This is a genomic window from Acinetobacter johnsonii CIP 64.6 (assembly GCF_000368045.1).
GTDB classification, from domain to species: Bacteria; Pseudomonadota; Gammaproteobacteria; order Pseudomonadales; family Moraxellaceae; genus Acinetobacter; species Acinetobacter johnsonii.
This window is the reverse complement of the sequence record NZ_KB849237.1, coordinates 33,767-60,725: the sequence shown is the minus strand read 5'-3', so window position 1 is coordinate 60,725 and position 26,959 is coordinate 33,767. Positions and strand designations below refer to the sequence as shown.

General features: G+C 39.9%; 25 protein-coding genes and 1 pseudogene. 19 read left to right on the top strand and 7 right to left on the bottom strand.

The window, feature by feature from the left end; all coding sequences use genetic code 11:
• The first annotated feature begins 2 nt into the window (after positions 1-2).
• The gene (locus F986_RS16890) at positions 3-1,163 is read left to right on the top strand and encodes a glutathionylspermidine synthase family protein (RefSeq protein ID WP_004697486.1); all 1,161 of its coding nucleotides are present in this window, start codon (positions 3-5) and stop codon (positions 1,161-1,163) included.
• A 382-nt stretch (positions 1,164-1,545) separates the two neighbouring features.
• Here F986_RS16890 and F986_RS16885 read toward each other — a convergent pair whose 3' ends face one another.
• On the bottom strand, positions 1,546-2,019 hold the full coding sequence (locus F986_RS16885; protein WP_004697483.1) for a hypothetical protein: 474 nt from the start codon (positions 2,017-2,019) through the stop codon (positions 1,546-1,548).
• A 328-nt stretch (positions 2,020-2,347) separates the two neighbouring features.
• On the opposite strand from F986_RS16885, the gene guaD reads away from it, so the two are divergent.
• From guaD to F986_RS16870, 3 genes are all read left to right on the top strand, one after another.
• Positions 2,348-3,664, top strand: a complete 1,317-nt coding sequence (gene guaD, locus F986_RS16880) for a guanine deaminase (RefSeq protein ID WP_004697482.1) — start codon at positions 2,348-2,350, stop codon at positions 3,662-3,664.
• A 226-nt stretch (positions 3,665-3,890) separates the two neighbouring features.
• A complete protein-coding gene (gene hpt, locus F986_RS16875) occupies positions 3,891-4,418 on the top strand; it encodes a hypoxanthine phosphoribosyltransferase (protein ID WP_004697480.1) in 528 nt (175 codons plus the stop codon).
• 173 nt (positions 4,419-4,591) lie between these two features.
• Positions 4,592-4,843 (top strand): GlsB/YeaQ/YmgE family stress response membrane protein, encoded by a 252-nt coding sequence (locus F986_RS16870; protein ID WP_004697478.1) that lies wholly within the window; start codon positions 4,592-4,594, stop codon positions 4,841-4,843.
• 57 nt (positions 4,844-4,900) lie between these two features.
• Here F986_RS16870 and F986_RS16865 read toward each other — a convergent pair whose 3' ends face one another.
• The gene (locus F986_RS16865) at positions 4,901-5,602 is read right to left on the bottom strand and encodes a DsbC family protein (protein WP_004697476.1); all 702 of its coding nucleotides are present in this window, start codon (positions 5,600-5,602) and stop codon (positions 4,901-4,903) included.
• Positions 5,603-5,708: 106 nt separating this feature from the next.
• Positions 5,709-6,704, bottom strand: coding sequence for a CDF family Co(II)/Ni(II) efflux transporter DmeF (dmeF, locus tag F986_RS16860; RefSeq protein WP_004697475.1), 996 nt, complete (start codon positions 6,702-6,704; stop codon positions 5,709-5,711).
• A 56-nt stretch (positions 6,705-6,760) separates the two neighbouring features.
• Between dmeF and F986_RS16855 the strand changes: the two genes are divergently transcribed.
• The 11 genes and pseudogenes from F986_RS16855 to F986_RS18145 all read left to right on the top strand — a co-directional run bounded on the left by F986_RS16855 (position 6,761) and on the right by F986_RS18145 (position 18,409).
• Positions 6,761-7,027: a metal/formaldehyde-sensitive transcriptional repressor gene (locus F986_RS16855; RefSeq protein ID WP_004697473.1), complete on the top strand. Its 267-nt coding sequence runs from the start codon at positions 6,761-6,763 to the stop codon at positions 7,025-7,027.
• 133 nt (positions 7,028-7,160) lie between these two features.
• Positions 7,161-8,339: an MFS transporter gene (locus F986_RS16850; protein ID WP_017397014.1), complete on the top strand. Its 1,179-nt coding sequence runs from the start codon at positions 7,161-7,163 to the stop codon at positions 8,337-8,339.
• Positions 8,340-8,654: 315 nt separating this feature from the next.
• Positions 8,655-10,739 carry an RNA-binding domain-containing protein gene (locus F986_RS16845; RefSeq protein WP_004697470.1) on the top strand — a complete coding sequence of 695 codons (2,085 nt, stop codon included), beginning with the start codon at positions 8,655-8,657 and terminating at the stop codon, positions 10,737-10,739.
• A gap of 180 nt (positions 10,740-10,919) precedes the next feature.
• Complete coding sequence (locus F986_RS16840; RefSeq protein ID WP_004697468.1) at positions 10,920-11,738, top strand: DUF4145 domain-containing protein; 819 nt, start codon at positions 10,920-10,922, stop codon at positions 11,736-11,738.
• 771 nt (positions 11,739-12,509) lie between these two features.
• Positions 12,510-12,872: a helix-turn-helix domain-containing protein gene (locus tag F986_RS16835; RefSeq protein WP_004697467.1), complete on the top strand. Its 363-nt coding sequence runs from the start codon at positions 12,510-12,512 to the stop codon at positions 12,870-12,872.
• Positions 12,873-13,623: 751 nt separating this feature from the next.
• On the top strand, positions 13,624-14,178 hold the full coding sequence (locus tag F986_RS16830; protein WP_004697465.1) for a hypothetical protein: 555 nt from the start codon (positions 13,624-13,626) through the stop codon (positions 14,176-14,178).
• Between the two features lie 102 nt (positions 14,179-14,280).
• Complete coding sequence (locus F986_RS16825; RefSeq protein WP_017397012.1) at positions 14,281-14,640, top strand: hypothetical protein; 360 nt, start codon at positions 14,281-14,283, stop codon at positions 14,638-14,640.
• A 609-nt stretch (positions 14,641-15,249) separates the two neighbouring features.
• Complete coding sequence (locus F986_RS16820; RefSeq protein WP_017397011.1) at positions 15,250-15,522, top strand: hypothetical protein; 273 nt, start codon at positions 15,250-15,252, stop codon at positions 15,520-15,522.
• Positions 15,523-15,676: 154 nt separating this feature from the next.
• Entirely contained in the window at positions 15,677-16,165 is a 489-nt protein-coding gene (locus tag F986_RS16815) for a hypothetical protein (protein WP_004697459.1), read from the top strand.
• Positions 16,083-17,180 carry a lysozyme family protein gene (locus F986_RS16810; RefSeq protein ID WP_227555146.1) on the top strand — a complete coding sequence of 366 codons (1,098 nt, stop codon included), beginning with the start codon at positions 16,083-16,085 and terminating at the stop codon, positions 17,178-17,180. Before F986_RS16815 ends, F986_RS16810 begins: the two co-directional genes overlap by 83 nt.
• A gap of 84 nt (positions 17,181-17,264) precedes the next feature.
• Positions 17,265-18,409, top strand: a pseudogene (locus tag F986_RS18145) (IS3-like element ISAba14 family transposase).
• A 199-nt stretch (positions 18,410-18,608) separates the two neighbouring features.
• Here the strand turns inward: F986_RS18145 and F986_RS16790 are convergent.
• Together F986_RS16790 and F986_RS18140 are read right to left on the bottom strand one after the other, a co-directional pair.
• Entirely contained in the window at positions 18,609-19,277 is a 669-nt protein-coding gene (locus F986_RS16790) for a hypothetical protein (RefSeq protein ID WP_004697453.1), read from the bottom strand.
• Between the two features lie 271 nt (positions 19,278-19,548).
• Entirely contained in the window at positions 19,549-19,731 is a 183-nt protein-coding gene (locus F986_RS18140; RefSeq protein WP_227555147.1) for a single-stranded DNA-binding protein, read from the bottom strand.
• A gap of 77 nt (positions 19,732-19,808) precedes the next feature.
• On the opposite strand from F986_RS18140, the gene F986_RS16785 reads away from it, so the two are divergent.
• Positions 19,809-21,173 carry a hypothetical protein gene (locus F986_RS16785; RefSeq protein WP_004697451.1) on the top strand — a complete coding sequence of 455 codons (1,365 nt, stop codon included), beginning with the start codon at positions 19,809-19,811 and terminating at the stop codon, positions 21,171-21,173.
• A 347-nt stretch (positions 21,174-21,520) separates the two neighbouring features.
• Here F986_RS16785 and F986_RS16780 read toward each other — a convergent pair whose 3' ends face one another.
• Complete coding sequence (locus F986_RS16780) at positions 21,521-23,974, bottom strand: DUF927 domain-containing protein (RefSeq protein ID WP_004697450.1); 2,454 nt, start codon at positions 23,972-23,974, stop codon at positions 21,521-21,523.
• A 73-nt stretch (positions 23,975-24,047) separates the two neighbouring features.
• Positions 24,048-24,326: a hypothetical protein gene (locus F986_RS16775; protein ID WP_004697448.1), complete on the bottom strand. Its 279-nt coding sequence runs from the start codon at positions 24,324-24,326 to the stop codon at positions 24,048-24,050.
• 135 nt (positions 24,327-24,461) lie between these two features.
• Here F986_RS16775 and tnpA point away from each other — a divergent pair, with 135 nt between their 5' ends.
• The 3 genes from tnpA (at position 24,462) to tnpC (ending at position 26,898) form a co-directional block, all read left to right on the top strand.
• Complete coding sequence (gene tnpA / locus F986_RS16770) at positions 24,462-24,845, top strand: IS66-like element accessory protein TnpA (RefSeq protein WP_004691518.1); 384 nt, start codon at positions 24,462-24,464, stop codon at positions 24,843-24,845.
• Positions 24,842-25,177, top strand: coding sequence for an IS66 family insertion sequence element accessory protein TnpB (tnpB, locus tag F986_RS16765; RefSeq protein WP_004691519.1), 336 nt, complete (start codon positions 24,842-24,844; stop codon positions 25,175-25,177). Before tnpA ends, tnpB begins: the two co-directional genes overlap by 4 nt.
• A gap of 74 nt (positions 25,178-25,251) precedes the next feature.
• Positions 25,252-26,898, top strand: coding sequence for an IS66 family transposase (tnpC, locus tag F986_RS16760; RefSeq protein WP_004697445.1), 1,647 nt, complete (start codon positions 25,252-25,254; stop codon positions 26,896-26,898).
• Positions 26,899-26,959 lie beyond the last annotated feature (61 nt).

Here is a 26,959-nt window from a genome sequence, read left to right as displayed (position 1 = left end):
ACATGAAACGAGTTCTATTCCCTGAGCGCGCAAACTGGCAACAGGCGCATCAAGAGATTGGTTTTGACTACTACAACTTGCCGTCGCGGGATGGTTCAATGTATTGGTCAGAAGGGGTGGCTTATGAGTTTAGTCTCAAGCAAATTGAACAGCTAGAAGATGCCTCGAACGAATTACACCAGATGTGCCTTGAAGTGGCAGGGGATATGATTCAACGCGGTCATTATCCGGAATATTTTCAAATCCCCCCAGCAGCGATTCCTCTGATTGAGCACTCATGGAAAAATCAAGCGCCGATGCTGTATGGTCGTTTCGATTTTGCCTATGATGGTCAAGCCATCAAAATGCTGGAATACAATGCCGATACGCCAACGGGTTTACTCGAAGCCTCTGTTGCACAGTGGCATTGGATTGAACAGGTCGAAAATATTGCAAACCGTGATCAGTTCAATAGCATTCATGAAAAGCTGATTGAGCGGTGGAAACAGCTCTATCCTGCGCGTAGCCGTGTCCATTTCGCAGCCTGCCAAGAAGCAGGGCGTGAAGATTGGGGCAATTTAGAATACCTCATGGATACTGCTTTTCAGGCAGGCTTAAATGTCAGCGAACTGTCGATGGAAAATATCGGTTGGAATGGCACAGCCTTTGTCGATTTGCATCAGCAAGAGATTCAGCATTTATTTAAGCTGTATCCGTGGGAATGGATTTGGGAAGAAAATTTTTCACAGTTTCTCAAACCCGAAACTGAATGGATTGAGCCGTGTTGGAAAATGCTACTCTCCAATAAAGCCCTGTTGATCGAGCTATGGAAACTCTTTCCAAATCATCCATTGTTGTTAGAAACCCATGCTTATGATGCACACGCCCACTATGCAGGGAAATGGGTGCGTAAGCCCATCTTAGCGCGCGAAGGCGCAAATATTCATATCCTACAAAACAATGTCGATTGTGGCGCAGCCTCAGGTAGTTTTTACTTTGATGACTACGACAAATATGGCTATGTCATGCAACGCTGGGTAAAAACTCCGTTGCATGAAGGCATGCTGCCCACCTTGGGACTTTGGATGGTCGGAGATGAATGTGCGGGGATGTCACTGCGTGAAGATGTATTTGATGTGATCGGCAATGATGCGCATTTTGCTGCGCATTATTTTGTGGAATAAAGTGGCGCTCTAAATCAGCTATTTAAAATAGCTGTCCAAAAATTAATACGGGTCTGTTCAGGCGTTTTAGTAGGAGTACTACCACTTTTAGGTTATTCACGGCGGAGTCTTATCTTTTTTAAGTTCAATACTGGGAGCTTAGTTATTCTTTTGTTTCACCAAATGAGAAGCGAAGCTTCGTAAGAAAAGCATTTGTCCTCCGCAAAATCTGTTTACTTTCTATAATTAAAAAAATTTGTGTTGCAAAAACAATCTATTCCAAACACTACGCAGGTTGAGGATGACGCTTCCGTGTATCAAATAGAGTTTAAATTGAAAAAGAAAATGCCTGTCAACTCTAAAACTGACAGGCATACATTCGAAAACAATATTTTTTTCAAGCTTAAATGGTATGCGCTTTAACCCGCTTCATATAAGACACCAAACGCGTGAAAAACAAGATTTGCAGGAAGATGGTAAATAGCGAAATAGTCCATTCATACCAATCATCAAACGCTGTGCCTTCTAGATTAAAAGCAAAATAAAGGCCTAATAACACTGCGCCAAATACAACACCAGCTACAGTGGTTTGTACCAAAATGGGAAAAGACAACGCTGTGATTCGACCTAAGAAATGCTCGCCCTCATCGCCGCCATTGGCTTTATAAGCGCTTTGAATCCCGATAAACATAATCAATAAAGTCAGAAGCCCCTCTACACCAATCACTCGGACATCCCCATAGGGTGAATACATGCCGTAGTAATACACCACTGAAACCAGTAAGGCGGTGACTAAGTAATAATTTTTATAATGCTTTTTATCGAGGGTATTGCTAGATAATTCATGTGCTAATGCTTTGGTATTCCAAAAATACATGCCGGTCATTGTCTCTTATTTTATCAATGCCGACACTGTACTGACTCAGCATTTAAAGATAAAGACTTTCTCAACAAAATTTTGCGAATAGATTGAATCATTTAAGCTCAAAGCTTGTGCTTATACATTGCATAAAAAATCATGATCTTATCGATGGCACAGGTACATGTCTGGTCTTAAAACAGTTCAATTTTTTACAAAATACTGCTCCAGTCTTTCATTTAAAATCTAGCGTTCACAACACACATAAAAACTTCAGTAAATAGCCGTGAAAAAAATCTAGTTTACGGTACAATCAATCGAAAAAAAGTCAAAACGCAGGTTTAAAATGTCTTCTGTAGTTGCAACGACGGCGGTTCGCGGTCGCTTCCTAGATATTCAGAATACGGTTGCCCAAGCGCGTGAAATTCACGACCAAGTGCGTTACGTAGAAGATGGTTTACTGATTAGCCAAAATGGCAAAATCCAATGGTTTGGATCTTGGCAGGAGGGGCAGCAGTACCTTCCTGTTGGCGTCGAGGTTCAGCACTATCCTGAACAATTGATTGTGCCTGGTTTTATCGACACCCACATTCATTTTCCACAAACAGAAATGGTGGGGGCCTATGGTGAACAGCTACTCGAATGGCTCAATACCTATACCTTCCCAACTGAATTACAATTTTCAGATAAAGCCTATGCCGACCAGATTGCCCAATTCTTTGTGCAAGAACTGCTGAAAAATGGCACCACCACAGCCTTAGTCTTCTGTACTGTGCATACCGAATCAGTCGATGCACTATTTGAAGCAGCAGGGCAGCACCAGATGCGTCTGATCGCAGGTAAAGTCATGATGGACCGTCATGCGCCTGAAGATCTGTGCGACACACCTGACAGTGCTTATGCGGACTCTAAAGCACTGATTGAGAAATGGCATGGCAAAGGCCGTAACTTGTATGCGATTACGCCACGTTTTGCTCCAACCTCAACACCAGAGCAACTGGCTAAAGCAGGGCAGCTCAAAGCTGAATACCCAGATGTGTATGTGCATACGCATTTAAGTGAAAATAAAAATGAAATCGCTTGGGTGAAAGACTTATTCCCTGAGCAGCAAGGTTATCTGGATGTTTATCATCACTTTGGCTTAACCGGTTCGCATTCGGTCTTTGCCCACTGCGTGCATTTAGAAGAGGCTGAGTGGGACTGCATGCATCAGACTGACTCTGCCATTGCTTTCTGTCCGACCTCCAACCTATTTTTAGGCAGTGGATTATTTCCATTGAATAAGACTTGGGACAAGCAGGTAAAAGTTGGGCTGGGTACAGACATTGGTGCAGGGACCTCTTTTAACCAACTACAAACCCTCAATGAAGCCTATAAAGTGCAGCAGCTTCAGGGCAATAAACTGTCCGCGTTTGAATCGCTCTACCACGCTACACTGGGCGGTGCCAAAGCACTGAGCTTGGATGATAAACTCGGTAACTTTAATTTGGGCAAAGAAGCCGACTTTGTAGTGCTCGACCTCAAAGCAACCGCGCTGCAAGCATTACGTCAGCAACGTGCAAAAGGGATTGAAGACGCGTTATTTGCCCTAATGACCATGGGTGATGACCGTAATATTCATGCGACTTATATTTTTGGTCAGAAAGCCTATGTGCAAAACTAAGTAGCAAATAGCGAAAATTTAAGCAGCTAATCGAGTTTTGAAACAACTTTGATTTTCGCCTCTAAACCAAGCAGCATCCCGCCTGCAATGAAATGATTACATTTCCAGCGGGCAAAAGGGGGTGCATCTCGTTTAGAGATATATTAAAATTAATGCATATATAGAGGTGTTGCAGGTCAACGCCTTTTTTATTTTTGATTTTTTTTAATTTTTTAGGTATCTACCCATGACCGTTCAAATGAGCGTAATGATTTCTACTGAAGAGATTCAAGCGAAAGTAAAAGAGCTTGGTGCACAAATCGATGCGCATTATGCAAACAGTGATAAGGAACTCGTACTGATTGGTTTATTACGTGGTTCAGTCATTTTCATGGCAGACTTATGTCGTACCATTTCAAAACCCCATGAACTCGATTTCATGACGGTTTCGAGCTACGGTGGCGGTACGGTATCTTCACGTGATGTAAAAATTTTAAAAGATTTAGACGGTGAAATTCGCGGTAAAGATGTCTTGGTCATTGAAGACATCATCGACTCAGGCAACACCTTGAGCAAAGTATTAGAAATTTTAGAAACACGCTCTCCCAACTCAATTGAACTATGTACCTTAGTCAGCAAACCTTCACGCCGTGAAATTGAACTCGATGTGAAGTTTTTAGGCTTTAATGTCGAAGATCGATTCATTGTGGGTTATGGCCTAGACTACGACCAAAAGTACCGTCATTTGCCATTTATTGGTGAAATTGGTCTTTAAGATCAATCGACAAAAGAGTGGCCGAAGGCCACTTTTTTTATTTTTATCGTGAGCTAAGTACATAAAACATACAGTTTTTAGCAGATTTGCTCTACTGCAAAGCAGCATTATGCCCGATAATATTTTTGCACATGATGTAAAAACAAAGACATGATAAAAAAAGGAGCTGGCTCATGTGGTCACTTATTGTTGCAATCGTGATTGGTTTTATTGCAGGTCTCATCGCACGTGCTATCCATCCTGGCGATGACAAAGCAGGATTTATTGTCACCACTTTACTGGGGATTGCTGGTTCTCTCGTAGCCACTTATGGTGGTCGTTTACTCGGTCTCTATAGTGAAGGCTCTGCCGCAGGCTTTATTGCTTCAGTTATTGGAGCCATTGTTATTTTATTCATCTACAACATGATCACCAAAAAAACCTAAACTCAGACATTAAAAAAAGCACCGTTTCAGGTGCTTTTTATCTGTATATTTGAACTCTTATAAGCCCAATTCACGCCACATATTTTCAATGGTGGTTGAAGGCACAGCGCCATTCACCTTAAAGCCATTTGAGAAAATAACCACGGGCGTCCCTTGTAAACCCAGACTACGACCAAGTTGAATGTTGCGCTCAATTGGATTGGCACACGGTTTTTTCGACGTTGGCTGAGTCCCTTTTGCAATCAAATTTTTCCATGCGAGGGCAGGGTCTGCTTCACAAAACACTTGTTTCGACGGTGCAATCGATTGCGCCTTAATGGCATAAATAAAGGTATAGATGGTCACATCATTCAGTTTATTCAGCTCAGCCTCTAACTGCTTACAGTAAGGACAGTTTGGGTCTGAAAAAACCGCCAATTGGCGTTTGCCGTTGCCTTTAACGCTTTTAATGGCATCTTTTAGCGGCAGCTTGTTCCAATCAAGCGAGTTTTGTTGCACATATAAGGCAGCACTTAAATTTTTCTGATCTTTTAAACGTACCATCGAACCTGCAATCACATGCTCAGCCGCTTCGCCTAAATACACAATTTCGCCATCTAAAGATCCGCTATAAATGCCCGACATTTCTGTTTTTTGAATATTTTGAACATTAATATTTGGATAATTCTTTTTTAAGTTAGCTTGAACACTTTCTACACTGGCCATACTCATGCTTGCAATTGCACTTGTGAGTAGTGCCAAACCCAGTTTTTTTATCATCACTTTTTGCTCTTTCAATCGGAGAACCACGGCGCTAGTGTAGAGCGTATTATTCAAGCATTGAATCATTTTTTCCACGGCTTTACCGAAACCCAACACGCCTTGCTTATGAACTGGCCAAAGTTTCACGTGGAACAGTTAGAGCCTTGCCATTAACTTCCACCGAGACATGAACAATTTCCTCATGAATCGAGAGCATTGCCCGCACGCGATCCGCAGTTAAGTCTACCGTCGTTTCTAAAGCCAAAATACAGGAAAACTTGCCTTTGCCTACTTTCCAAACATGTAAATCGGTCAAGGTCGTATGCGGTAGTTCTGCCAACACTTCGCGAATTTCATCCACCACATGATGATCCATTTCAGCATCTAACAAGGTTTTTCCCGTTTCTTGCATTAAGCTCAATGCCCATTTAGCCACCAGTATTGAACCTACGATCCCAAGGGCAGCATCAAGAAAATCCCAGCCCAAATATTTACCAAAAATCAGTGCGATAATGGCAAAAATGGAAGTCACGGCGTCTGCCACTACATGCATAAAGGCAGCTTTCTGATTTAAATCATGATGATGGCTATGTACTTCTGATGCATGATCATGATGGTGATGGTGATGGTGATGGTGATGGTGATGGTGATGGTGATGGTGATGGTGATGGTGACCATCATGCAGCAACCATGCACAGATTAAATTCACCAATAAGCCTAAAATCGCAATTGGAATCGCTTCGTTATAATGAATTTGTACAGGCGAGAATAGACGCTGAATCGAGTGAAAAGCCATAAAACCCGCCACCACCATCAGCAAAATAGCGCTGCTGTAGCCTGCAAGAATTTCAATTTTCCATGTGCCGAAACTAAAGCGCTGATCATGGGCATAATGCCGTGCAGCACGATAAGCAAAATAAGCCAAACCCAGTGCCAACATATGCGAACTCATATGCCAACCATCCGCCAGCAAAGCCATTGATTGGAAAATCCATCCACCAATCACTTCTAATAACATCATGACTGCCGTTAAAATGGTCGCCATTAAAATCCGTTTTTGTGCCAGTGGATTACCGTCATCAAAATGATGCGTATGCTGACGTGATGGGGTATTTTGCATTTAAAATCATTCACCAATATACTCCCCCTTAGTATATTTATTTTTGGAGCAATGTGTTGAGTCATTTGCATGAAGATAAAAAAATTTTAAACCGTGTGAAACGCTTACAAGGGCAGGTCAACGCCGTTGAACTCTCGATCACACATCCCGATGCCAGTTGTATCGATGTTTTACAACAAGTCGCTGCTATTAAAGGCGCGGTCAATGGGCTGATGAATGAACTGGTTGAAGCACACTTACGCCATCATGTATTAGCACAAGCTGAACAGGTCAATGAAGAGGAGTTGGCTGAGTTCTTAAAACTGCTGAAACGCTATGGCTAAGTTTTATTGTGTTCTTTTTCAAGTTTTTAGTTGACCATTTTTTCCACAAACCGATACACTGTTGCACTCTATCCTTTTTCTCTTGGGCATCAAAATATTCTTGTTTTGACCGAGAGAGCCGCATGGCATTTGCATGACAACAACCACTTCTTGGCGTCCATTTTGTATGGTCAGCCTCGCCTTAATGATGGGAACGATGGGGACTGCCTTAGCCAGTCCACTTTACCCGCTGTATCAAGCCTTATGGCATCTGGTGCCGAGTCAGATCACCTATATTTTTGTGGCTTATATGTTTGGTTGTCTCGCTACTTTACTGTTTCTTGGTCGGACCAGTAATAGCATTGGCTATTTACGCACCTTACAAGTAGGGTTGGTGTTTATCAGTATAGGGTTGGTGATTTCCGCCTATGCTTCTGATGCTCTCATCTTATCTTTGGGGCGCTTTATTATTGGTATTGCATCTGGTTTGATGACCACTTCAGCCTTACTGGGACTGATGTATACCGTGCCCAAAAGCCATCAACAGATTGCGCCGCAGCTCAGTTCGATTATTACCGCAGTAGGCTTTGGCTTAGGCCCGCTGATTGGCGGCCTGATTGCTCAATTTTCAGAATACCCTTTGGTCAGTCCTTATCTACCCGTTATTCTTGGCGCTGTACTGTGTTTCTTTGGTTTATTTTGGGTTCAATCTCCCACGTTTACCGCACAGCCCTTTAGTATCGCCCCAAAGCTACTCCGACCAGAAGTGCAATATCATCAGTTGTTTTTGATTGTTGGATTTACCGCATTTAGTGCCTTTGCCGCGTTTAGCTTGTTTGCATCCTTATCTCCTTCATTTGTGCGGGATATTTTGCCGTGGCACGGCCCCCTCATTAGCGGTTCTGCCATTACCAGTATTCTCATTGTCTCTGCCGTGGTGCAGTATTTTGCCAGAAGTATTCCTGCTTATAAGTGCCTTAACTATGGCTTAATCACCTTGATTGCAAGCTTAGGCATTTTGGCGCTGTGTATACTATTTCAACTGAGTGCATTTTTCTTTATCAGTGATTTTCTCGTTGGTGTCGGACATGGCCTGACCTTGATTGGTTCCTTTGGTCTCATTCATGCCATGACCACCTTAGAGAATCGTGCTGCAGTGATGTCGACTTATCTTTTTATTGGTTATTTGGGTACGATTGTACCCATTGTAGCTGTGGGTTATTTGGCAGATCACTTTGGATTAAGCTTCGGGGTCATTAGCTTTTGCATTGTCATCGCTTTATTGTGTTTTTATCTGTGGTTTGCGCATAAGGGCAGTATACGTCTGGCTTAAAGATCAAAAGCCCTGATCAGAGGGCTTTTTCATCAATAGCAGTGTTATTTTCCAATACAGAAGGTTATTTAAAAAATAAAATTAATAAAAATCAAACAATTATAATTTAAAAATAAAATTAGTGACTACTTAGTGACTTTCTATATCAAACATATATAACTGTTTTTATTTATTCTTATTAACCTTTTTACAATCTTATCAATCAAATTAGTGAGGTCAAATCTAGAACTTTCACCTTATGTACATGATGATTACTTATATCTTCAATAAGTTATAATGTAGTCAATTTATACAAAAATTTTGGTTATAGAATAAATGACTTTAGAAATAAAGGATCTCTTTGACTTACAAACTTTGGCTGAATCCGAAGAGGTAGAATTTAAACTTGCAGCTGGTCAGGACGGTAATGGAGCTTTACCCAAAGACTTTTGGAGCTCATATTCTGCTTTAGCCAACAGTCGTGGAGGTTGGATTATTTTAGGAGTTAGAGAAAAAAAGGGATGTTTTACAATTGAAGGGGTTAAGAATTATGAAAAAGTACGTACAGACCTATTCAACCAATTAAATGACAAAGGCAAAGTAAGTGTAAATTTATTACAAGGTACATCAGATGCCGAATTCATTAATTTTAATGGCAAAACCATTATTGCTATTAGAATCAGAGCTGCTTCAAGGACACAAAAACCCGTATACCTGAACAAGTCTCCTTTAGGTAACACATATATCCGTCAAGATGATGGTGATAGACAATGCGATGAAATCACTGTTAAACGAATGTTAGCTGAACAACTATATGAAAGTCGCGATAATTTGATCCTTTCAGAGCATTATTCATTTGAAGAAGACATTAATCAAGATAGCTTAAAAAGTTACAGAAATTTATTATCGTCACATAATCCTCAACATCCATTTCTTGAACTAGATTTAAAAGATTTCTTTAAGAAAATTGGAGGATGGAGAAAAGACAGAGAAACAGGAGTAGAAGGTATTACTTTAGCTGGAATGTTAATGTTTGGAGAATGGGAGGCTATAACTTCTGCAGCCCCGAATTACTTCATTGATTATCAAGAGCGGCCTGAAGCAAAAACTGAAAATCGTTGGATTGATAGAGTTGTTCCTGACGGTACATGGTCTGGAAATCTATTTGACTTCTATCGTAAAGTATTTTCAAAAATAACCTCCGATCTAAAAATTCCTTTTGTACTTCAAGACGGACAGAGAAAAGGTGATACCCCTGTACACACAGCTCTACGTGAAGCATTAGTTAATACAATTGTACACTCTGATTACTCGGAACCAGTCCCTCTCTTAATCGTTAAACGTCCTGACCTTTTTGGCTTCAGAAACCCTGGAATACCGAGGATTCCTCTAGAAGATATTATTGAGGGAGGCGTAAGTGACTGCAGGAATCGTCTATTACATCAAATGTTTCTTTTAGTTGGTTTAGGTGAACGTGCTGGTTCAGGAATGCCTAAAATTTTCAGTGGTTGGAAATCCGTTAATTGGCGAACACCTAAAATTTGGGAAAAACAAACACCGGCCCAAACTATTCTGGAACTTTCTACTGCTAGCCTGATTCCTGAAGATGCACTGACATTATTGGATATACTCTTTGGTGACCAACTAACATACCTTACGCAACTTGAAATACTTATTCTAACTACTGCGTTAATAGAAGGATGGGTAAATCACGAGAGAGCATGTCAACTTACAAGCTTATCTTCTCGTGATGTAAGTGCATCATTAGCTAAATTAACATCTCGCGATTTTTTGGTATCATCCGGTGAATATAAGCAAAAAATCTATACTTTACCTGGTACCGAGGTACCATCTGCAGACCAAATCTTTGCAGGTGTTGAACTGACTCATAATTTAAATTTACTTAATAAATCTAACTATCTCGGAAATTCACATTCAGATAGCTCCACAGATAACAGTAGTAGCTCCACAGATAACGGTAGTAGCTCCACATATAACGCTGATAGCTCCACATATAACGCTGATAGCTCCACAGATAAAGATGAAGCTTATAATACAGCCACCTCAACGCATGAAAGAGATCAAAAAGGGCGTTTAATCAGTGAACATTTTGATGCACCCTACATCGACTCCTTAACAGCATTAGATCCTGAGTTTAGAGAGTTTCTTTTTGAAAAAGCAAATGAATCAAGAACTAAGCGTAGATTATCCCCTGAAAGCATGACTGAAATTATTCTAAGAATAAGTCAAGAGCACTATATTTCAGCTTCAGCACTGGCCACTATCTTAGATAGAAATGCTAACTCAATTAGACAACAATACTTGACACAATTAGTTGACCAGGGGAAATTAAAATTAGCAGTTCCTCAATATAAAAATGACCCACGTCAAGGATATATGGCATGTAGTAAAGATCAATAAAAAAAAATTTAAACCAATAAAAAAGCATCTAATCTGATGCTTTTTGCGGATGGTAATATATTTTTTATTTCATCTTTAGACTTTACCAAAAGTTGTTTGGAGCGCTAACCCCTTATCGGCCATACGGTGAAATTACAATAATCACTGATAAGTTTCTTTATTTCAACGAAGTATTTAATAATGATAGAAAGTTATAAGAAATTTTTAAAAGGTTTTCATAAGGATGATGGCATTCCGTTTAACTGCCCAGAATGCGAGAAAAATACCTTATGCCTAGATCAAGACTCTTGGTTCCAGAAAGAAAGGGTTTCTAGTATTTTGGAGAGGGAGCATATTGATGTTTTTGAGGCTGAATGGGTGAAATACTCCTACACAGGGACCTTTAAATGTCTAAATCCAAAGTGTGGAGAAATTGTTATAACATCTGGATCGGGATCAGTAATAGAGGAATATACTGATTATTGTTTAGATAAAGATGGTTATCCAGCGCCGTGTGAAAGTGAATATAGGGATATATTTTTTCCTAAATATTTTTATCCAACTTTAAATTTCTTTAATATTCCAGAAAAAACCCCAAAAGATATTAGGATTGCCATTACTGATGCTTTTAGCCTAACCCCTAACTCACCAAGTGCAGCAGCAAATAAAATTAGGGTGGCTGTTGAAATATTAGCTACGGAGTTTGGAATTCCTTCAAAAAAAGCTGATGGTGGTTTTATTACCCTGGATCAAAGGATAAGAAGTATAAAAGATCAAGAGAATGAACTTTACGAGCACAAGGATCTAATGCTGGCCATTAAATATATTGGTAATGCTGGTAGCCATGAAGAAGATAATGTTAGCTTTGATGAGTTATTTGATTCATTCCAAATTATAGAGGACCTACTAAAAAGAATTTATCAAGAAAAAAGTATGATCAATGAAATGGTTAGGGTTATTACTAGTAGCAAAGCGCCTATGAGTCGAGAACAACGAAAAAGTATCAGGACAAATAGATAGAAGGGATGGATAAAGGGGAAATTCCCATAACTATCCAATTTTGTAAAGGCTTAAGCATTTTATTCACCTGGTGATACCTGCTCCACCACTTGATGAGGGATTCAGACTCTGGTCCTTTATGGTGAAGCTCCTCTTTTTTAAGGCTCTTATGCTACTCGTCATTTTTGACGGCCAGGTTCACCAGTGTGATTTTGGATTTTAAATCTGCATTCAAATATAGGATTAACTTGCCCACCCTCAAACTGAGGATGGGATTTGGCTAGCAAAAAAAGATATATCCAATTTTGGATGTGCCTAAGATATTCATTCATTCAACGAATTTCTTAGCTTATTACATTCCATTGCTTACTTTTGAGCTGGGAGTGGCCACCTTCACCATACCTAATTGTTTTTAAAGGTAAATGCAATTTAGCGCTGACGTGCTACGAAACTTTCGTAGTTTGTTACTTGATTGGGAAATGACACGGCTTCTAATCAAACAATATGAGCGCCGTAGCCCAGAAGCAAGCTAGGATATAACAATACTTGTGGATCAAAGACGAAAGGACTATGAAGCTAAAATATCGGCACTGGTAGACAAGTTCTTTGCCAAGTGGACGGCGGTATGAAGGCATATTAGGAAAATAACCATGCAGGGAATATGCAATCCTCTAAATTTTTTTAAAAAATAATTCATTAATTTTCAGTTGATTATGAGTATGTATTTTTTTACATCCAATTAGCCCTAAAAATTTAGTAGGCTATTTTGAATACATTCAACAGGAAGTAACTATGATCATCTTAAATCATTACTTGGGTGCCGTTTTAGGTGGTATTCGAGAAGGTAGACAAATAACACAAGCTCAACTCGGGGAAAGTCTTGGGTGTAGAGGTAGTTTTATTTCAAATCTAGAGCATGGCAATAATGGGGACATTAGCCGAGATATGGTTGAGTTTTATTCGCAGCACTTAAAGGTGCCAGTTGATGAAATTTATAATCTAGCTATGGAATATCAGCTCGAATATTCCAATCGTGATGGGATGTTCTATGAACTAACAAGAGACATTATAAAACGAAGATTAAAAGCTAAATATCATCAAGATCGGTTTGAGCCTAGAACACGGACTATTTTTAATAGACGAATTGGGCACTAAAGATCAATAGGCTATCCATAATCTAGGGAATGATAGTGCAATTTTGCGCTGTCATTGGTGCTCAAAACCTTATAGAACCTAATGTACAAAGATACCCAGGTATGAATGCTCAAACGCTTTGAACCTGTCAAAACCTGTTATTTAAAATGCCGTGCCTGTTATCAATTGTTATGATCTGGAGTTAGTAATAAACAAGTGTGAGAACGTATTTGATTATCACCCATTATCTGCGTTGCGATTTCCACAACGCAGGTCGCAAAACAAAAAAATAGTAGATTGATTGGCTTATGCCATGTTTTGACATGTATTTGCTTACTTAAAGTCTGGAAGATATTCCAGGATAAAACTGACATACTATTGACCTATTTGCCGGTGCTCATAGCCATACATAAAACTTATAACTAAACATGTCATTTTGATGTGGTAACAGGAAACGTTACAAATGAATAAATGAGGTAGTAACAACAATATTTTGATGTAGTAACATAGTCAATGTATATAAAATAACCAAAAATTAGTCAATTCTAAGCGAAATAAAGTAAATAGTGGGAGACAGGACATGCGCAGACTCTTTAGTTTTAAAAAATGACCCTAAGTTGCAAAAAATGAAACAACAGGTCAATCGGCGTGTGAGTGACCCACATATAGTCATCTACGACCATAAAGATAAAAAATAAAACAGTATAAAAATGAAAGGGATGAAGGCGAAGAATCGAAAGAAGATGAAGGTGAATTGCTAGATTTTGACGTAATGATGGAGATTATTGATAGTGAAAAACGCGCCATCAAAAATCTACTTATGACATCCCAAATCAAGCGCAGAAACATGGCTGAGGTGATTCTTAAAGCCCGTAAGCGCATGTCCATCATGAATGATTTTTCGGACATCCTATCCGATGAACTGGCGTTAAATTTCCAGTTATTAAACTCAACACAATTTAGACAGGTGTTAGGTGAGAACGGGGCTGAGTTCCTTAACAATAAAATGAAAAGGCTGGGCCAAGTTGCATCGGTATTTAATGAACTTTCTTTTAACCGCCGTGAGGCCTTGAAGTTTGAATTGTCTCTATACGGCGTAACCATTGAAGACCTTCAAAAAGCGGGTGAAACCAGTAAAGCGATACCAATGGACGATAACACGGCGTTTGAAGCGCAGAGAGAGAAATTGCGACAAGAGAAAGAGCGTATTGCTGAGCGTAAGCGTTACATTGAATCTGGTGGGCTTCAGTCAGATGTTGATGAAGAGGTGAAAAAACGCATGGCTGAGGCTGATATAGAAAACGCTGAGGTTATAGAGATGGAGTAACTTTACCCGATTTGGGTATCCGATTGCTTTTGGGAGAGGGCAATCGGATTTTTTAGGAAGTGGGTATACTGAGTGCTCTTAATCTTTATAAGAACTTATACTATGAAAAAATCTATCATTTGTTTGGTTGTTGGGGGCGCTATGAGTATGTACTCTTTTGGCGGAAATCTAACACAAGCTCAATTTGAAAAAGTAGCGGGTGATATGATGTTTAACATGCTTGATTCAAGTAAACGAGCTGATCAAGCACTAGAAAAAAATAATCTTAAAGAGTTTACTAAGCACCAGTGTCGCCTTTTAAACATACTTGAGGATATGCAAGATATTTCAAAAGAAAATAAGGGCTTGAATAAGGCATATGATTTAAAGTTATTGGCGGATGAGCGCCTACGCGAAGAAAATGCTCGAATGGCAGAAGGTGGGGCAGACAAAGACAGTGTTTGCAGTTATAGCGTATCCTAACCTCACGAGAGGGTAGATTAAACCGCCATTTTTGGCGGTTTAATTTTAGGGGGTGTTAAGCGTATTTGTGTTCACAAACGCTTCGGTTTTTCAGATCAATGCATGCTTGGCTGGTTATAGTTTTGCCAATCTGCTTTTTAATGGATGATTTTGCGGTATTGGTGGCCGTAATCATTTGAGTAGCACCTGTTTAATTAAAGATTTTTCACATATTCGCCATGCTTCAAAGTATGGCTCTAAAATTTTCAAGATGCGCTGAGAATCATCTGCTAATACTGGAAGGTGTCTCATTTCAAATTTGGCAGGACTAGCGCACAGATCAAACTTTCAAAGATAATAATGACAACAACGGATATTAAAATACAAAAAGCCCGCTATTAGACGGGCTTAATGTAGCAACGCTTCCTAAGTCGGGAGTGTCACAAGATAAACTTGCTAAACTGATCCGCAACGCTGGTTGCCAGCTTGATAGCAGTATAGAAAAACATCAAAAGCTAGTCAATTCCAAACTAGATAAAGCAAATAGCGAAAGGTTGGACACATACTAATTCTTTAGTTTTAAAAAATGACGCTGAGTTAAAAAAATTGAGGAAGAGCGTCAATTGGCTTGTGAATGACACGCATATAGTCATCTACGACCATAAAGATAGAAAAATAAAACAGCATAAAAATGAAGAGGATGCAGACGAAGAATCGGAAGAAGATGAAGGTGAACTACTAGATTTTGACGTAATGACGGAAATTATTGATAGTGAAAAACAGGCTATCAAAAATCTACTTATGACATCGCAAATCAGGCGCAGAAACATGGCTGAGGTGATTCTTAAAGCCCTTAAGCGCATGTCCATCATGAATGATTTTTCGGGTATTATACCCGATTAATTAATAATCAATTTCCAATTGTTAAGCTCTACACAGCTTCGATAAGTGATGGTGAAATGCCTGACCTTGTGAGATTGACTAAAGGACTATATAGAAAGAGCGAACTACCATACGGCCAATAATTTAACGGTAAGTTATTTTATTTGGACGAAGTATGGCTATTAACTACGATTCAGGCGGGTTCATTATTGGGGAGCATCGCGCAAAAGAAATTGCTGATGGGGTGAATCAGACCAATGACACAACAAAGCAAATCCTAGATTTTCTCAAAAACACCATGACAGAACTGCAGGCTACGGCTGAAGAAAGAGCCAAGGCGAATAAATCTGATTTAAACAGACAAAACCGTCATGGTCGGTTAGTAGATGCAAGCAGTAGGGAGGCTGGTGCGATCCGTCAGGTGGTTGACGCATCTGAGAGCTTGGCAAGAGCAACCGAAAGAGTAAGAAGCGCGGCACAGGGGCTTGGTACTGAGTCTTCAGGTCGCTTAGGTGGTGTATCTGGCACCAGAGAGCGTTCAGAGCAAGCGCTGGAGCGTGACTCTAAGGGGCGTTTCATTGGTGCTGGGGGCATTCCTTGGGCCAGTGGGGGCTATTGGTGGTGCGGGCTTAGGTCACTATCTGGGCGGTATCTTTGGCAATAAGGTGGGCAAATGGGTTGATGAACTCAGAACGGCCGACTTGCCGACCATGTTTAAAGAGCTGGTTAAGGGTGTACTGAAGACAAATCCCGTTACAGGCATCCCATATCGTTTAGGTAAAAAGGCCTATAGTGCTGGTCAATCAATACTTGATTGGTTTGGCGGGAGTGGGGATATTGGTATAGCCAGTGGTGATTTTGCCCCTTTGCTTGATGTAATTGCTAATGGTGAGTCAAGAAGTGGAGCATTTGGCACCAGTGGCTATGATGCAATTTATAGTGGTGCCAAGATCAAGCCAAATAAGCCAAATAAGCCAAATAAGCCAAATAAGCCAAATAAGCCAAATAAGCCAAATAAGCCAAATAAGCCAATTTCACAAATGACTGTTGCTGAAGTAAAGGCTTATCAACAAAAGCTGGTGGATTCTGGACATGCTTCTACGGCGGTAGGGCGTTACCAGTTCATTAGGAATAAGGGCGCTTTTTCAAAAATGGCAGCACAGGCTGGACTAAAAGATACGGATATATTTGATGTAAAAGCACAAGATAAGTTGGCTATTCACTATTTAGGTGGTGAAAAGCAACTTAATGAGTGGATTAGAACTGGAAATAACAAGGCGCTTGCGAATAAAACTGCCCAACAGTTTGCATCAATGAAAAATTCTAGCGGTCGTGGAAACTATGATGGAGACGGTTTAAATACGGCACATCATGGAGGTGTTGATGTGATGCGTGGTGTAAGTGGTCAGATCAGAGTCAATAAAGTGAAACCAAATAAACCCCTCAATACGGCCAAAGCCAAGGCTCAAGAGGTTCCTTTATTTAATCGTCCAGCAACAAGCGGTATGGGCCCTATTCAGGTGCCAAAAGTCACAGCAGAACTTGTCAAGATTAGCCGTAATACCACGGCGCAAGCGAAGAGTAGTACACCAACTGACGTTGGTATAGGACAAGCCATTTCTGACCGTGGACTGGCTCATATTATAAGTGGTGGTATTGGTTATGACCGATATTCATAGCTACTCTTAGAGATGGATCCGTAAATTTGAACAACTCCTATAAGTGATATTCTGCTCCTCAAATGATGTTATAAACATCAATATATGGAGTATTTTATGGCACGTAGACCAAGAAGAAATCATTCAAATGATTTTAAAGCTAAGGTAGCACTTGCTGCGATTAAAGCAGAAAAAACACTTGCTGAATTGAGTGCTGAGTTTGATGTTCATCAAAACCAAATTATTGACTGGAAAAATCAATTGATCTCAGCTTCCTCGCAAGCTTTCGATCAATCAAAAGCTCCAACAGAACCACCCATCGATCTAAAAAAACTACATGCAAAAATCGGTGAGCAGGCATTAGAAATTGATTTTTTAGAAGGTGTGTTGAAGAAACTGGGCCGCTTCAACCACAAAAGTTAATCGACGACTCACTTCAGATTTCAGTATCTAAGCAAGCTAAGCTGCTGAAAGTCTCCCGTGGTTGTTATTACTATCGCCCAAAACCTGTGAGTGCATCAGATCTGAAGCTGATGCGATGTATTGATGAATTACATATGCAATATCCTTTTGCAGGCAGTCGTATGATGCGTGATTTGTTGAATCGTCAAGGACATCATATAGGACGACGTCATACACGTACTTTAATGAAGAAAATGGGTATTCAGGCGTTATATTGCAAACCAAATTTAAGCCAGGCTAATCAAGCTCACCGTAAATATCCATATCTGCTCAAAGGGTTGGCTATTCAGCGCAGTAATCAAGTGTGGTCTACGGATATAACGTATATCCCTATGGCAAAAGGCTTTGTTTATTTATGTGCTGTGATTGATTGGCATAGCCGCAAGGTACTTGCGCATAGGGTATCGATTAGTATGGAGGTGGATTTTTGTATTTCGGCTTTAAATGAAGCGATTGAAAAATATGGATGACCTGAAATATTTAATACAGACCAAGGCAGCCAGTTTACCAGTGATGCATTTATTGATGTATTGAAATCAAATGGCATTCAAATCAGTATGGATGGTAAAGGTCGATGGGTAGATAATGTGATGGTTGAACGATTATGGCGGAGCGTTAAATATGAAGAGGTGTATCTCAAAGCTTATAGCAGTGTCACAGATGCGAAAAAGCAATTAAGTGCATATTTTGAGTTTTATAATTTGAAACGACCTCATTCGAGTCTAGACAAAATGACACCAAATGAGTTTTACTATGATCAGCTACCCCAACAAAACAAGGTGGCTTAACTAGAGCGGAATATCACTTATAAATACGCTTTTAGTTGTTCAAACAAGTGGGACCACCTCTCTTTTTATACGCACATACATTCTCATTCTGAGTCAGAAGCATATGAGATTTGACATTATCTTTTAAGTCATTCAAATAAAGTGAAGGAATAAAGCCCCTAGATGGACTTTATTCCTTTATATATCAGATCATTTCTGCTTAGTTATCTTCAGTTGGCATAATTATATGTCTAGCGGGTGAATCGAGTGTATCTTCATCGAGCAATTCCATAGTTGTCATTTCAATAAAACGCATTTGGCGCGCAAAATGCTTATCAAAAAGCATAATCGTATGATTCAACTCAATTATGGCATTCACCAAATCAGGATGTTTAGAACACCAATCCATGTCGTGTGCATACTTATCTACGATATCAACTACGTTTCTGGCATGACCTCTTAGCACATCACCTTGTATTGGAGGAAGCCTACCAATCGCCTTAGACATTTGCATACAAATTTGTTCCGTTGACTCTAATACAGCACTACGCACAGACTGGAATACACGCCCAGCTGTTTTTGCCTCATCATCATCAAGTTCAAAATCTGGTGAAAGGCCCAGTAAAAAATCAGAACTCACTCCTAAAGCCTTACACATACGGTAAACAGCGATTAATTCAATACGCTTTCCCCCGCTTTCAAGCTCAGATACGCGGTTAGCATGCTTTTGATTATTGTCATATCCCCAAATGGAAGTAAGCAGCTCTTTGCGGGTGGTGCCATTAACTTCTCTAGCAAATTTGCATTTTTTTGCTACAAGCTTAAATAACTCTTTTTCTTCTCTTTCACGTGATGAAATCATTAAGACATCATTGCGGACATTCGGCATTGTTTGTACCTATCTCAACTTATATCTTGCTATAGCAGTCTTTGTGATTGCTAAATTCTTATATCAAGTTAGAGGGATTAAAATCTCAAAATCGTAGCTATTCCAGAAGTAAAAACCCCATAAAAACCATAAGGCATTGTTATATATGATTTTTATAAAAAATGCTTATATTGGTATAAACCACCAACCGAAATTCAAAATATCTTGTGTTGTTAAAACCACTATATTTTTCGCTTTAAATGATCACTTACTTTAGGAAGGAGAACATTTTCTATTGATATGAATAACTTACTTTTTTAGAGATAATAAGGAACTGCAACACATCCGCCCGAATCTCTATTACTTCCCGATCTATGCCGCTTTGGTCTTTCCATTTCCGTGTACGTAATGAACCCTCATTGTAGACTTTTCCTCTTTTCTTGGGTACTTGTCTAACTATCTTAAATAAACTCACAACCAGAACTTGCTAAGTACAATTAATGCCTTATATTTTGGTTTGAAAATAATATTGTTGTTTAAAGTGTGAGAAATATGATTACCGATAAAATACGTGAAAGTATACGTGATTACTCATTTGAAGCTCACTGTCCAAAAATTCGAATTTATCAAAAAAATGGAATAGTTCTAAAAGGATACGGCATCATAAAAATCAATGAATACGGTGTTTTTTACATAGAATTTATTTGCTTAGAAAAAAATAATATTCCAAAATTTAATTGGTCAATAAGACTGCCTGATGATCATTTTGATGAATCTCAGAAAATTTATTTGGAGGCTGTGTCAATAGATGGTATTGAATTCCAATCAGAAGATTTTAGGGTTGAACTACATGCTTTATCTATTCATAGCTCTTCAATTCATCATATTTTATTAGAAAAAATTACAATAACTGAGCCTACTAAAAACGCTAGAGATTATTTTTATATTGAATTTAATCAAACCCTCAATATTCCTAGAAACAAAAATAATAGTGTAGTGTCTACCTTAGGAAGTGAATCTTTTGCATGGAATGAATCAATAATTGAATTTGATCAAGAAAAAATTAAAATTCGCATAGTTGATGATCATGGAGCTAAAGGTTTTATCGCTATTGAGGAATGTACAAATCCTGAATTAATGTTGGATTGCATAACATTTTATTTAGGATTCTCTTCAGGCCTTTTATTGCAACCATATTATTCTAAAAATATTTCTTGCAATCAAGAAGTTAGTACTTTTTATAGTACAAATAAACTTTATCTCCAGAAAAGCTATGTTTCTGCCATTGCAAGTAACCTTTCTAATCCAGAGTTTCGCGATGGAGAATATCATTTTAATATTTTAAGAAACTCCATTCGACTATATAAAGAAAACCCAAAAAATTTTCTTAGCATATACGCTCAATGGCGTAGAGTCTGGGTGTCTTTCAAATCAGAACAAGATATTACTTACCTAGCATTAACAACTGCAATTGAGGGTTTATTAAATGACATATTTATTCCTATTTATAAAAAATCAAGAAAAGATGAAGTCTTAGAACATGACATTAAAGAAATTAAAAGAATTATTAAAAACTTAGAAATTGAAGACCTATATAAAGAAAGGCTGCAAAATTCAATTTCGTACTTAAAAATTATTACAGCTAATAAAGCATTAGCTCTACTAATCGATTCTGGAATTTTAAGTAAGGATGAAACAGAGGCATGGAAAAATCTTAGAAATGAAGTCGCTCATCCAAAAGCTAAAAGTAATAATTTATTAAGTAAATATGAAGAAAAAGAAAATTTTATATCTTGCCTTAATTTATTCAACTCTCTTATTTTTCAGACTCTTAATTACAATGGACCACGAAATTACTTTAGTCCTATTAAAGAAGCAGAAATCCACTTATTTAACTCTAAAAATCTTAATGAATAACTTCACAATGTTTAATTCTAACATCTGCTGTTCTCTTGGCTCATGTATGAGTCCGTTTTGAGATGGACATGGTGGAAAAAGTGGACAGAAGTAATTATCTACATGTTTTTAAATAATTAATTTAGTCCACCTGTATATAAATATGAATAGTAAAAAAGTGGACATTAAAAGTAGATGAGGTGGACAGGATATTTTACTTTGAATCGTGTCCACCTTATGTCCACCTATTAAAATAGATAAACTTATATAAAGTGGACATATTAATAGCTATATATAACAATAGATTAGATTTAAATATTACTACTATGTCCACCTTGTCCACTACGTCCATCCTATAAATAGTATTCTCAGATTTCACTATCTAGGTTTTGCATGGCTTCTGCGCTGAAATGCATCATACGTGGGCGTGTACCATCGGGCAGGGTGTTGCTGGATTTCTTTACATACAGCTTTTTATCACCTTCAATAAAGCCTTTAATCCAGCCATGTTTAATTAATGCCTTTTTAACACTGACCTCATTCATCCCAATGCACATTTCCTTTTTAAACATGGTTGGGGATACCAAGTAGACTTTATCTTTAGGGTCATAGTAACCAACACGGTTATGAATCCTCTGGCGTAGTACTTCACCGTCTACCTGTCTGATTATAGTTATATCCTCAAAACGGCTGGTACCATTGGCTTCAAAAAATGCCTTGATATGCTCAAGGGACTTGGTTTCTTCCATGTTTTCGCCGTGGCCTAGATTACCCAGCCATGTATTAAAGCAATGTGCTATTGCCTCAAATGCACGGCCTTTCATCCATCCTGTAATGCCTGCCTGTGTAGCTAGTTCCCCAGCAGCGGCCACAAGTGCAAAACGGCGTAAAACACGGCTAGCTTGGCCATTCTTGATTTGGCTGTGTTGTTCAATAAAACTATCTAATAGAACTTGGGCCTGTTGCATGACAGCATCTTTATCTTGGGTCAGATACTCCAACCATTTAATCCCTGCATGGCCATAGTGCTGTGATGCCAGCTCATTAATACGGTTGCCTATATCTTGTGGAGCTGTACCATAGTTAATGCAGTCAAATACGCCGTATCCTTTACCAGCATCACTGGGAATATGTGCAAAGCGTAGTAATAGCCCTGCATCCAACTCTATACTGCCACGGCGCAAATGCTCCTCAAGAGTGACTTCACCCGTAGAGGTATACATCAGACTGAATTGCTTGGTATCACGGTTTTTGCCTGCCTTAGTACTTCGGGCCTTGCCTTGTCCACCAGTCAGCATATAGACAATATCAGACACAGCTTTAGGTGCCGCTTGGCGCAGTTCATCTAGGTTTAAAAAACTATCATTTCTCAATTCTGCTTCATTCTCTAAAGCATTGTCAGTGGTGCGCCATGACTTAGAAATGTGCTTTGGATTACCCCATATACTGCATGAGGCCTTGGTGATAGTACTTTTACCATCAGTTGATGAGCCATAGAGATGAAACCCACCACTTTCAGCACCTAGAGGTAAAACTAATTGCCCAGAAAAGGCACTTGAGAATGCCAGCACCGCTAATGCATGGGCTTCAATTAATTGGCTTAATTTCTGCCATTCTTCAAAGCTCCCCGAGACGGTATAAGGGCTTTTATTGTCACTGTGAAAGAGCAGCTCCTCATCTTCAATGCTACCGTAGGTTTTATTGGGTGTAGCAAAGCATCGGCCATGCCACCCCGCACGCTCTACACAGCGAAAGCGTTGCTCTATCGGGTAGTCCTGAATGTAGTTGATGAATACATTTTTCTTATTAGCTTGGCGTGGTGGCATCAAGCCATGATTAGCAATTATCTTTAAAGCTTCTTGGGCTTCCCCCATGAAATGCTCATAAGGTATCAAAAGTCGGTGTAGGGTATTGTCCTTGTCATGGAACTGAATAACCCGCTTCCAGTTATCATTATTCGGACTTCTTGCTTCACCTAAAATAATAGCTGAATGACAGATAAAAGTACGAGTCTGTTTAAGCTCCCCATCTCCATCCCTTTTTTCTTTGATCAAATAAAGCCCCGTCTCCATGATATGTAAATATGCGCCGTCATCCATTTTGAAAGGCTTGGCCAAATGACCTTTAGGTAACAAACTCAATTTCGGTAGTTGCTCTATGGCTTCATCAATAAATGCAGTTACGTCCTCTTTGCTATCAGTTTTTAATAGCTCAGTCAGAAACTCAGCACCCATAATCGTTTGATACTGGTTCAATAATCGGACGTTGGTATTCTTTTCGAGGCTTTGAAAAGCTTCAAGGCGAATATGCTCAGGACGTACTGGCATATAAAGCTGTGTATAGCCTGCCTTTTCCAACTGGTGAATTACGAAATGCATTTGCTCAAAGTCAAATGGCTTAAGTGCTACTTGTTTGGCATTGCATACACTGGGTAATACTACTAAAGCAACGGCATAACCTGTTTGAGCAATCTTAAAGAATGCCTCTAGGTTATAGGTGATGATGATAGGCTCTGCATGGTCAAAATGACCATAGAAGGCAAGGCCTTTGGCAAATCCATCAGGCAGGGCTTGAACCTGTTGTTTATCTTGTAGTACAGCACATTGCACAAGATTTAATTGACCATCATAGATAGGTAGAATCAAAGGATTGTCATAGCTCACGCCGTTTATATCTACATCGTATTGGTCAACATAGATCGGCTGTGCTGGACTACCAAAACGCTGAATGATGGGATGATTTAGATATGTTTCATCCAGTGGATTTAGCAATGTGCAATTTGCTAAGATGGTATCGGGTTTGATGAGGGCAGTGATATTCATAGTGTCACCGCCTTTCTATCTACTTCCGCACCAACCTTTAAACCTTGGATGGTTTGAATTCGATTAAACAAAATTAAACCTCTCCACTTTCAAAAGCTAAAGGTAGAATTTGTTCAATCATTTCTAGTTTTGTTTGAAGTTCAACAATCAGATTGGCAATAATTTTTGCGTCAATCATTAACTCGTTTCCATTCTTAAAACATTGAAAAGTAGCGACAGAAATATTCTTCGCACCAGATATCAACTCAAATGCAACATCTTGAGCATTCAAATGATTTGCTTCAGGGTGTGGTATAAAAAAGGCACTAGCATTTGACGGTGGAACATAGTCATTTTTAATTTGATTAGACATGATTAGCCCCATACCTTTTTAATCATTGAAGAAATACGCTGGGTCAAACGTAAGCGTCCGCTGAACACACCTTATGAATTCATCCTATAAGCCTTAATTTAGTCCCCACTTAAAAACAAGTGGGGACTAAAATTTATGACTACAAATCACCAGACATCCATCGCATCTCTTGCGAAAAAACGAAGAACATACAGTGCTGAATTTAAACAGCAGATCGTTCAGGCTTGTAAAGCACCGGACGTTTCAATTGCTTCGGTCGCTTTGCAACATGGATTGAATACAAATCTTGTATCCAAATGGATTCGCTTAATTGATGCTAAGCCAGGGAATGATCGCTCACCACTACCGAATAAACCTGCATTTATTGCCTTATCTTGCTCTGCACCATTAGATCCTACTCCTACTGACATGTTAACGGTTCAAATTACTTTACCCCACTCAAAAGCAGAAATTGGCTTGAAATGGCAAGTATCAGAAATATCTGCTTTAGCAGAATTACTCAAGGCACTTGCAACATGATCCGCATTGATGAAATCTGGCTTTCTACCCAACCTCTGGATATGCGAGCAGGGATGGATACTATCATGGCTCAGGTGGTGAGAGCCTTTGGCTACATTAAACCGCATTGTGCTTACCTGTTCTGTAATAAACGTGGCCATCGCATGAAAGTGCTGGTACATGATGGACTGGGCATCTGGCTGTGTGCCCGGCGGCTGGAACAGGGAAAATTCCACTGGGCGCAGGTTCACCAGGGTGAAAGCATGGCGATCAGTCCGGAACAGTTACAGGCACTGATCCAGGGTTTACCTTGGCAGCGCATTGGACGACAGCAGGTGGTGACGATGCTCTAAACTAGGCTGGTCCATTCTGCTATTCTCCAAACGTTCTATTTCCTCTGCGTCATGACCTCAGGCATACTGCGGTCATGAAAATGCTGCCTGATTTAAGCCAACTGACCCATGAACAACTGCTGGAATTTACCCGGCAGTTGGCGATGCAGCATCAGTCTCTGGCACAATCAAATCAAGAATTAGAAAAATCAAACCAACAATTAGATACCAAAGTTCAGCATCTTGAAGTATCCAATCAGCAATTAGATGCTCAAGTTCAACATCTTTCTATTCTCAATCAAAAATACGAGCATGAACTCGCACTATTTAAACAGCACAAATTCGGCAGTAAAAACGAACATCTCACTGCAAAACAAATCCATCTCTGGGATGAAGCGGTCGAAGAAGATATTGCAGCCGTTGATCTGGAACTGGAACGGCTGAATGCAGATAAAACCGATGCAGCGACACAGAAAGCCAAAGCAAATAAACCTAAACGTCGACTGCTGCCCGATCATCTACACACCATCCGTATTGAGCATGAACCAACATCAACCCAATGTGCTTGTGGCTGCACCTTGCGTCGTATCGGCGAAGATATCAGTGAAAAACTGCATTTCAGACCGGCACAGTTCTATAAGGAACAGCATGTGCGTGGCAAATGGGTCTGTGATCAGTGTGACACCCTGACTCAGCAAGCGATGCCCGCCTATGTGATTGATAAAGGCATTGCTTCACCTGAATTGCTCAGCCATGTGTTGGTATCGAAGTATGCCGATCATTTGCCGCTGTACCGTCAGCGCCTGATCTATCAGCGGGCTGGCATTGATCTGTCCAGATCCACTTTATCTGACTGGATTGGTCGCTGCGGTGTGGAACTGGAACCTCTGGCCAATGCCTTAAAACAGGTGGTGTTGCAACAGCGGGTAATCCATGCCGATGAAACGCCGGTCACCATCATGCGGATGGGTGAGAATGAGAAAAAACCGAAGAAAGGTTATGTCTGGGCCTATGCCACCACACAGTACAATCCAGTTCAAGCGGTGATCTATGACTTTCAGGATAGCCGTTCAGGTCAGCATGCAGAAGAGTTCCTGAATGGCTGGCAGGGCCATCTGGTCTGTGATGATTACAGTGGTTATAAAGCACGCTTTAAATCAGGCGATGTCATTGAGGTGGGCTGCATGGCGCATGCACGTCGTAAATTCCATGAGCTACATGTGACTGGGAAAAGTCAGATCGCTGAACAGGCATTACTGATGATTCAGAAACTGTATGCGATAGAAGCAGAACTCAGGAAAAAGACCGATGGTACAGCAGAACATCGCCGCGAATACCGGCAACAGCATAGCCAACCGGTGATGCAACAACTGTATGAATGGCTCAACCAACATTATCTGACGGTGCCATCGAGTTCTCCAACCGCCAAGGCCATCAATTACAGTCTGAAGCGTTGGCCAGCCTTAAGCCGCTATCTGGATGATGGCAATCTACCCATTGACAATAACTGGGCAGAGAACTCAATGCGTCCCTGGGCATTGGGCCGTAAGAACTGGTTGTTTGCAGGTTCGCTGCGCAGTGGACAGCGAGCGGCAAATATCATGACTTTAATCCAGTCAGCAAAGCTGAATGGCTTGGATCCGTATGCCTATTTAAGTGATGTGCTGAAAAGGCTGCCGACGCATAAAGCGACCCAAATAGAAGAATTACTGCCACATCGCTGGAAATCCAACTCAAATTAAAAAATAGGCATGGGGTTCAGCGGACGCTTACGGTCAAACTTTGCTTATGTGCAAAGTCAAT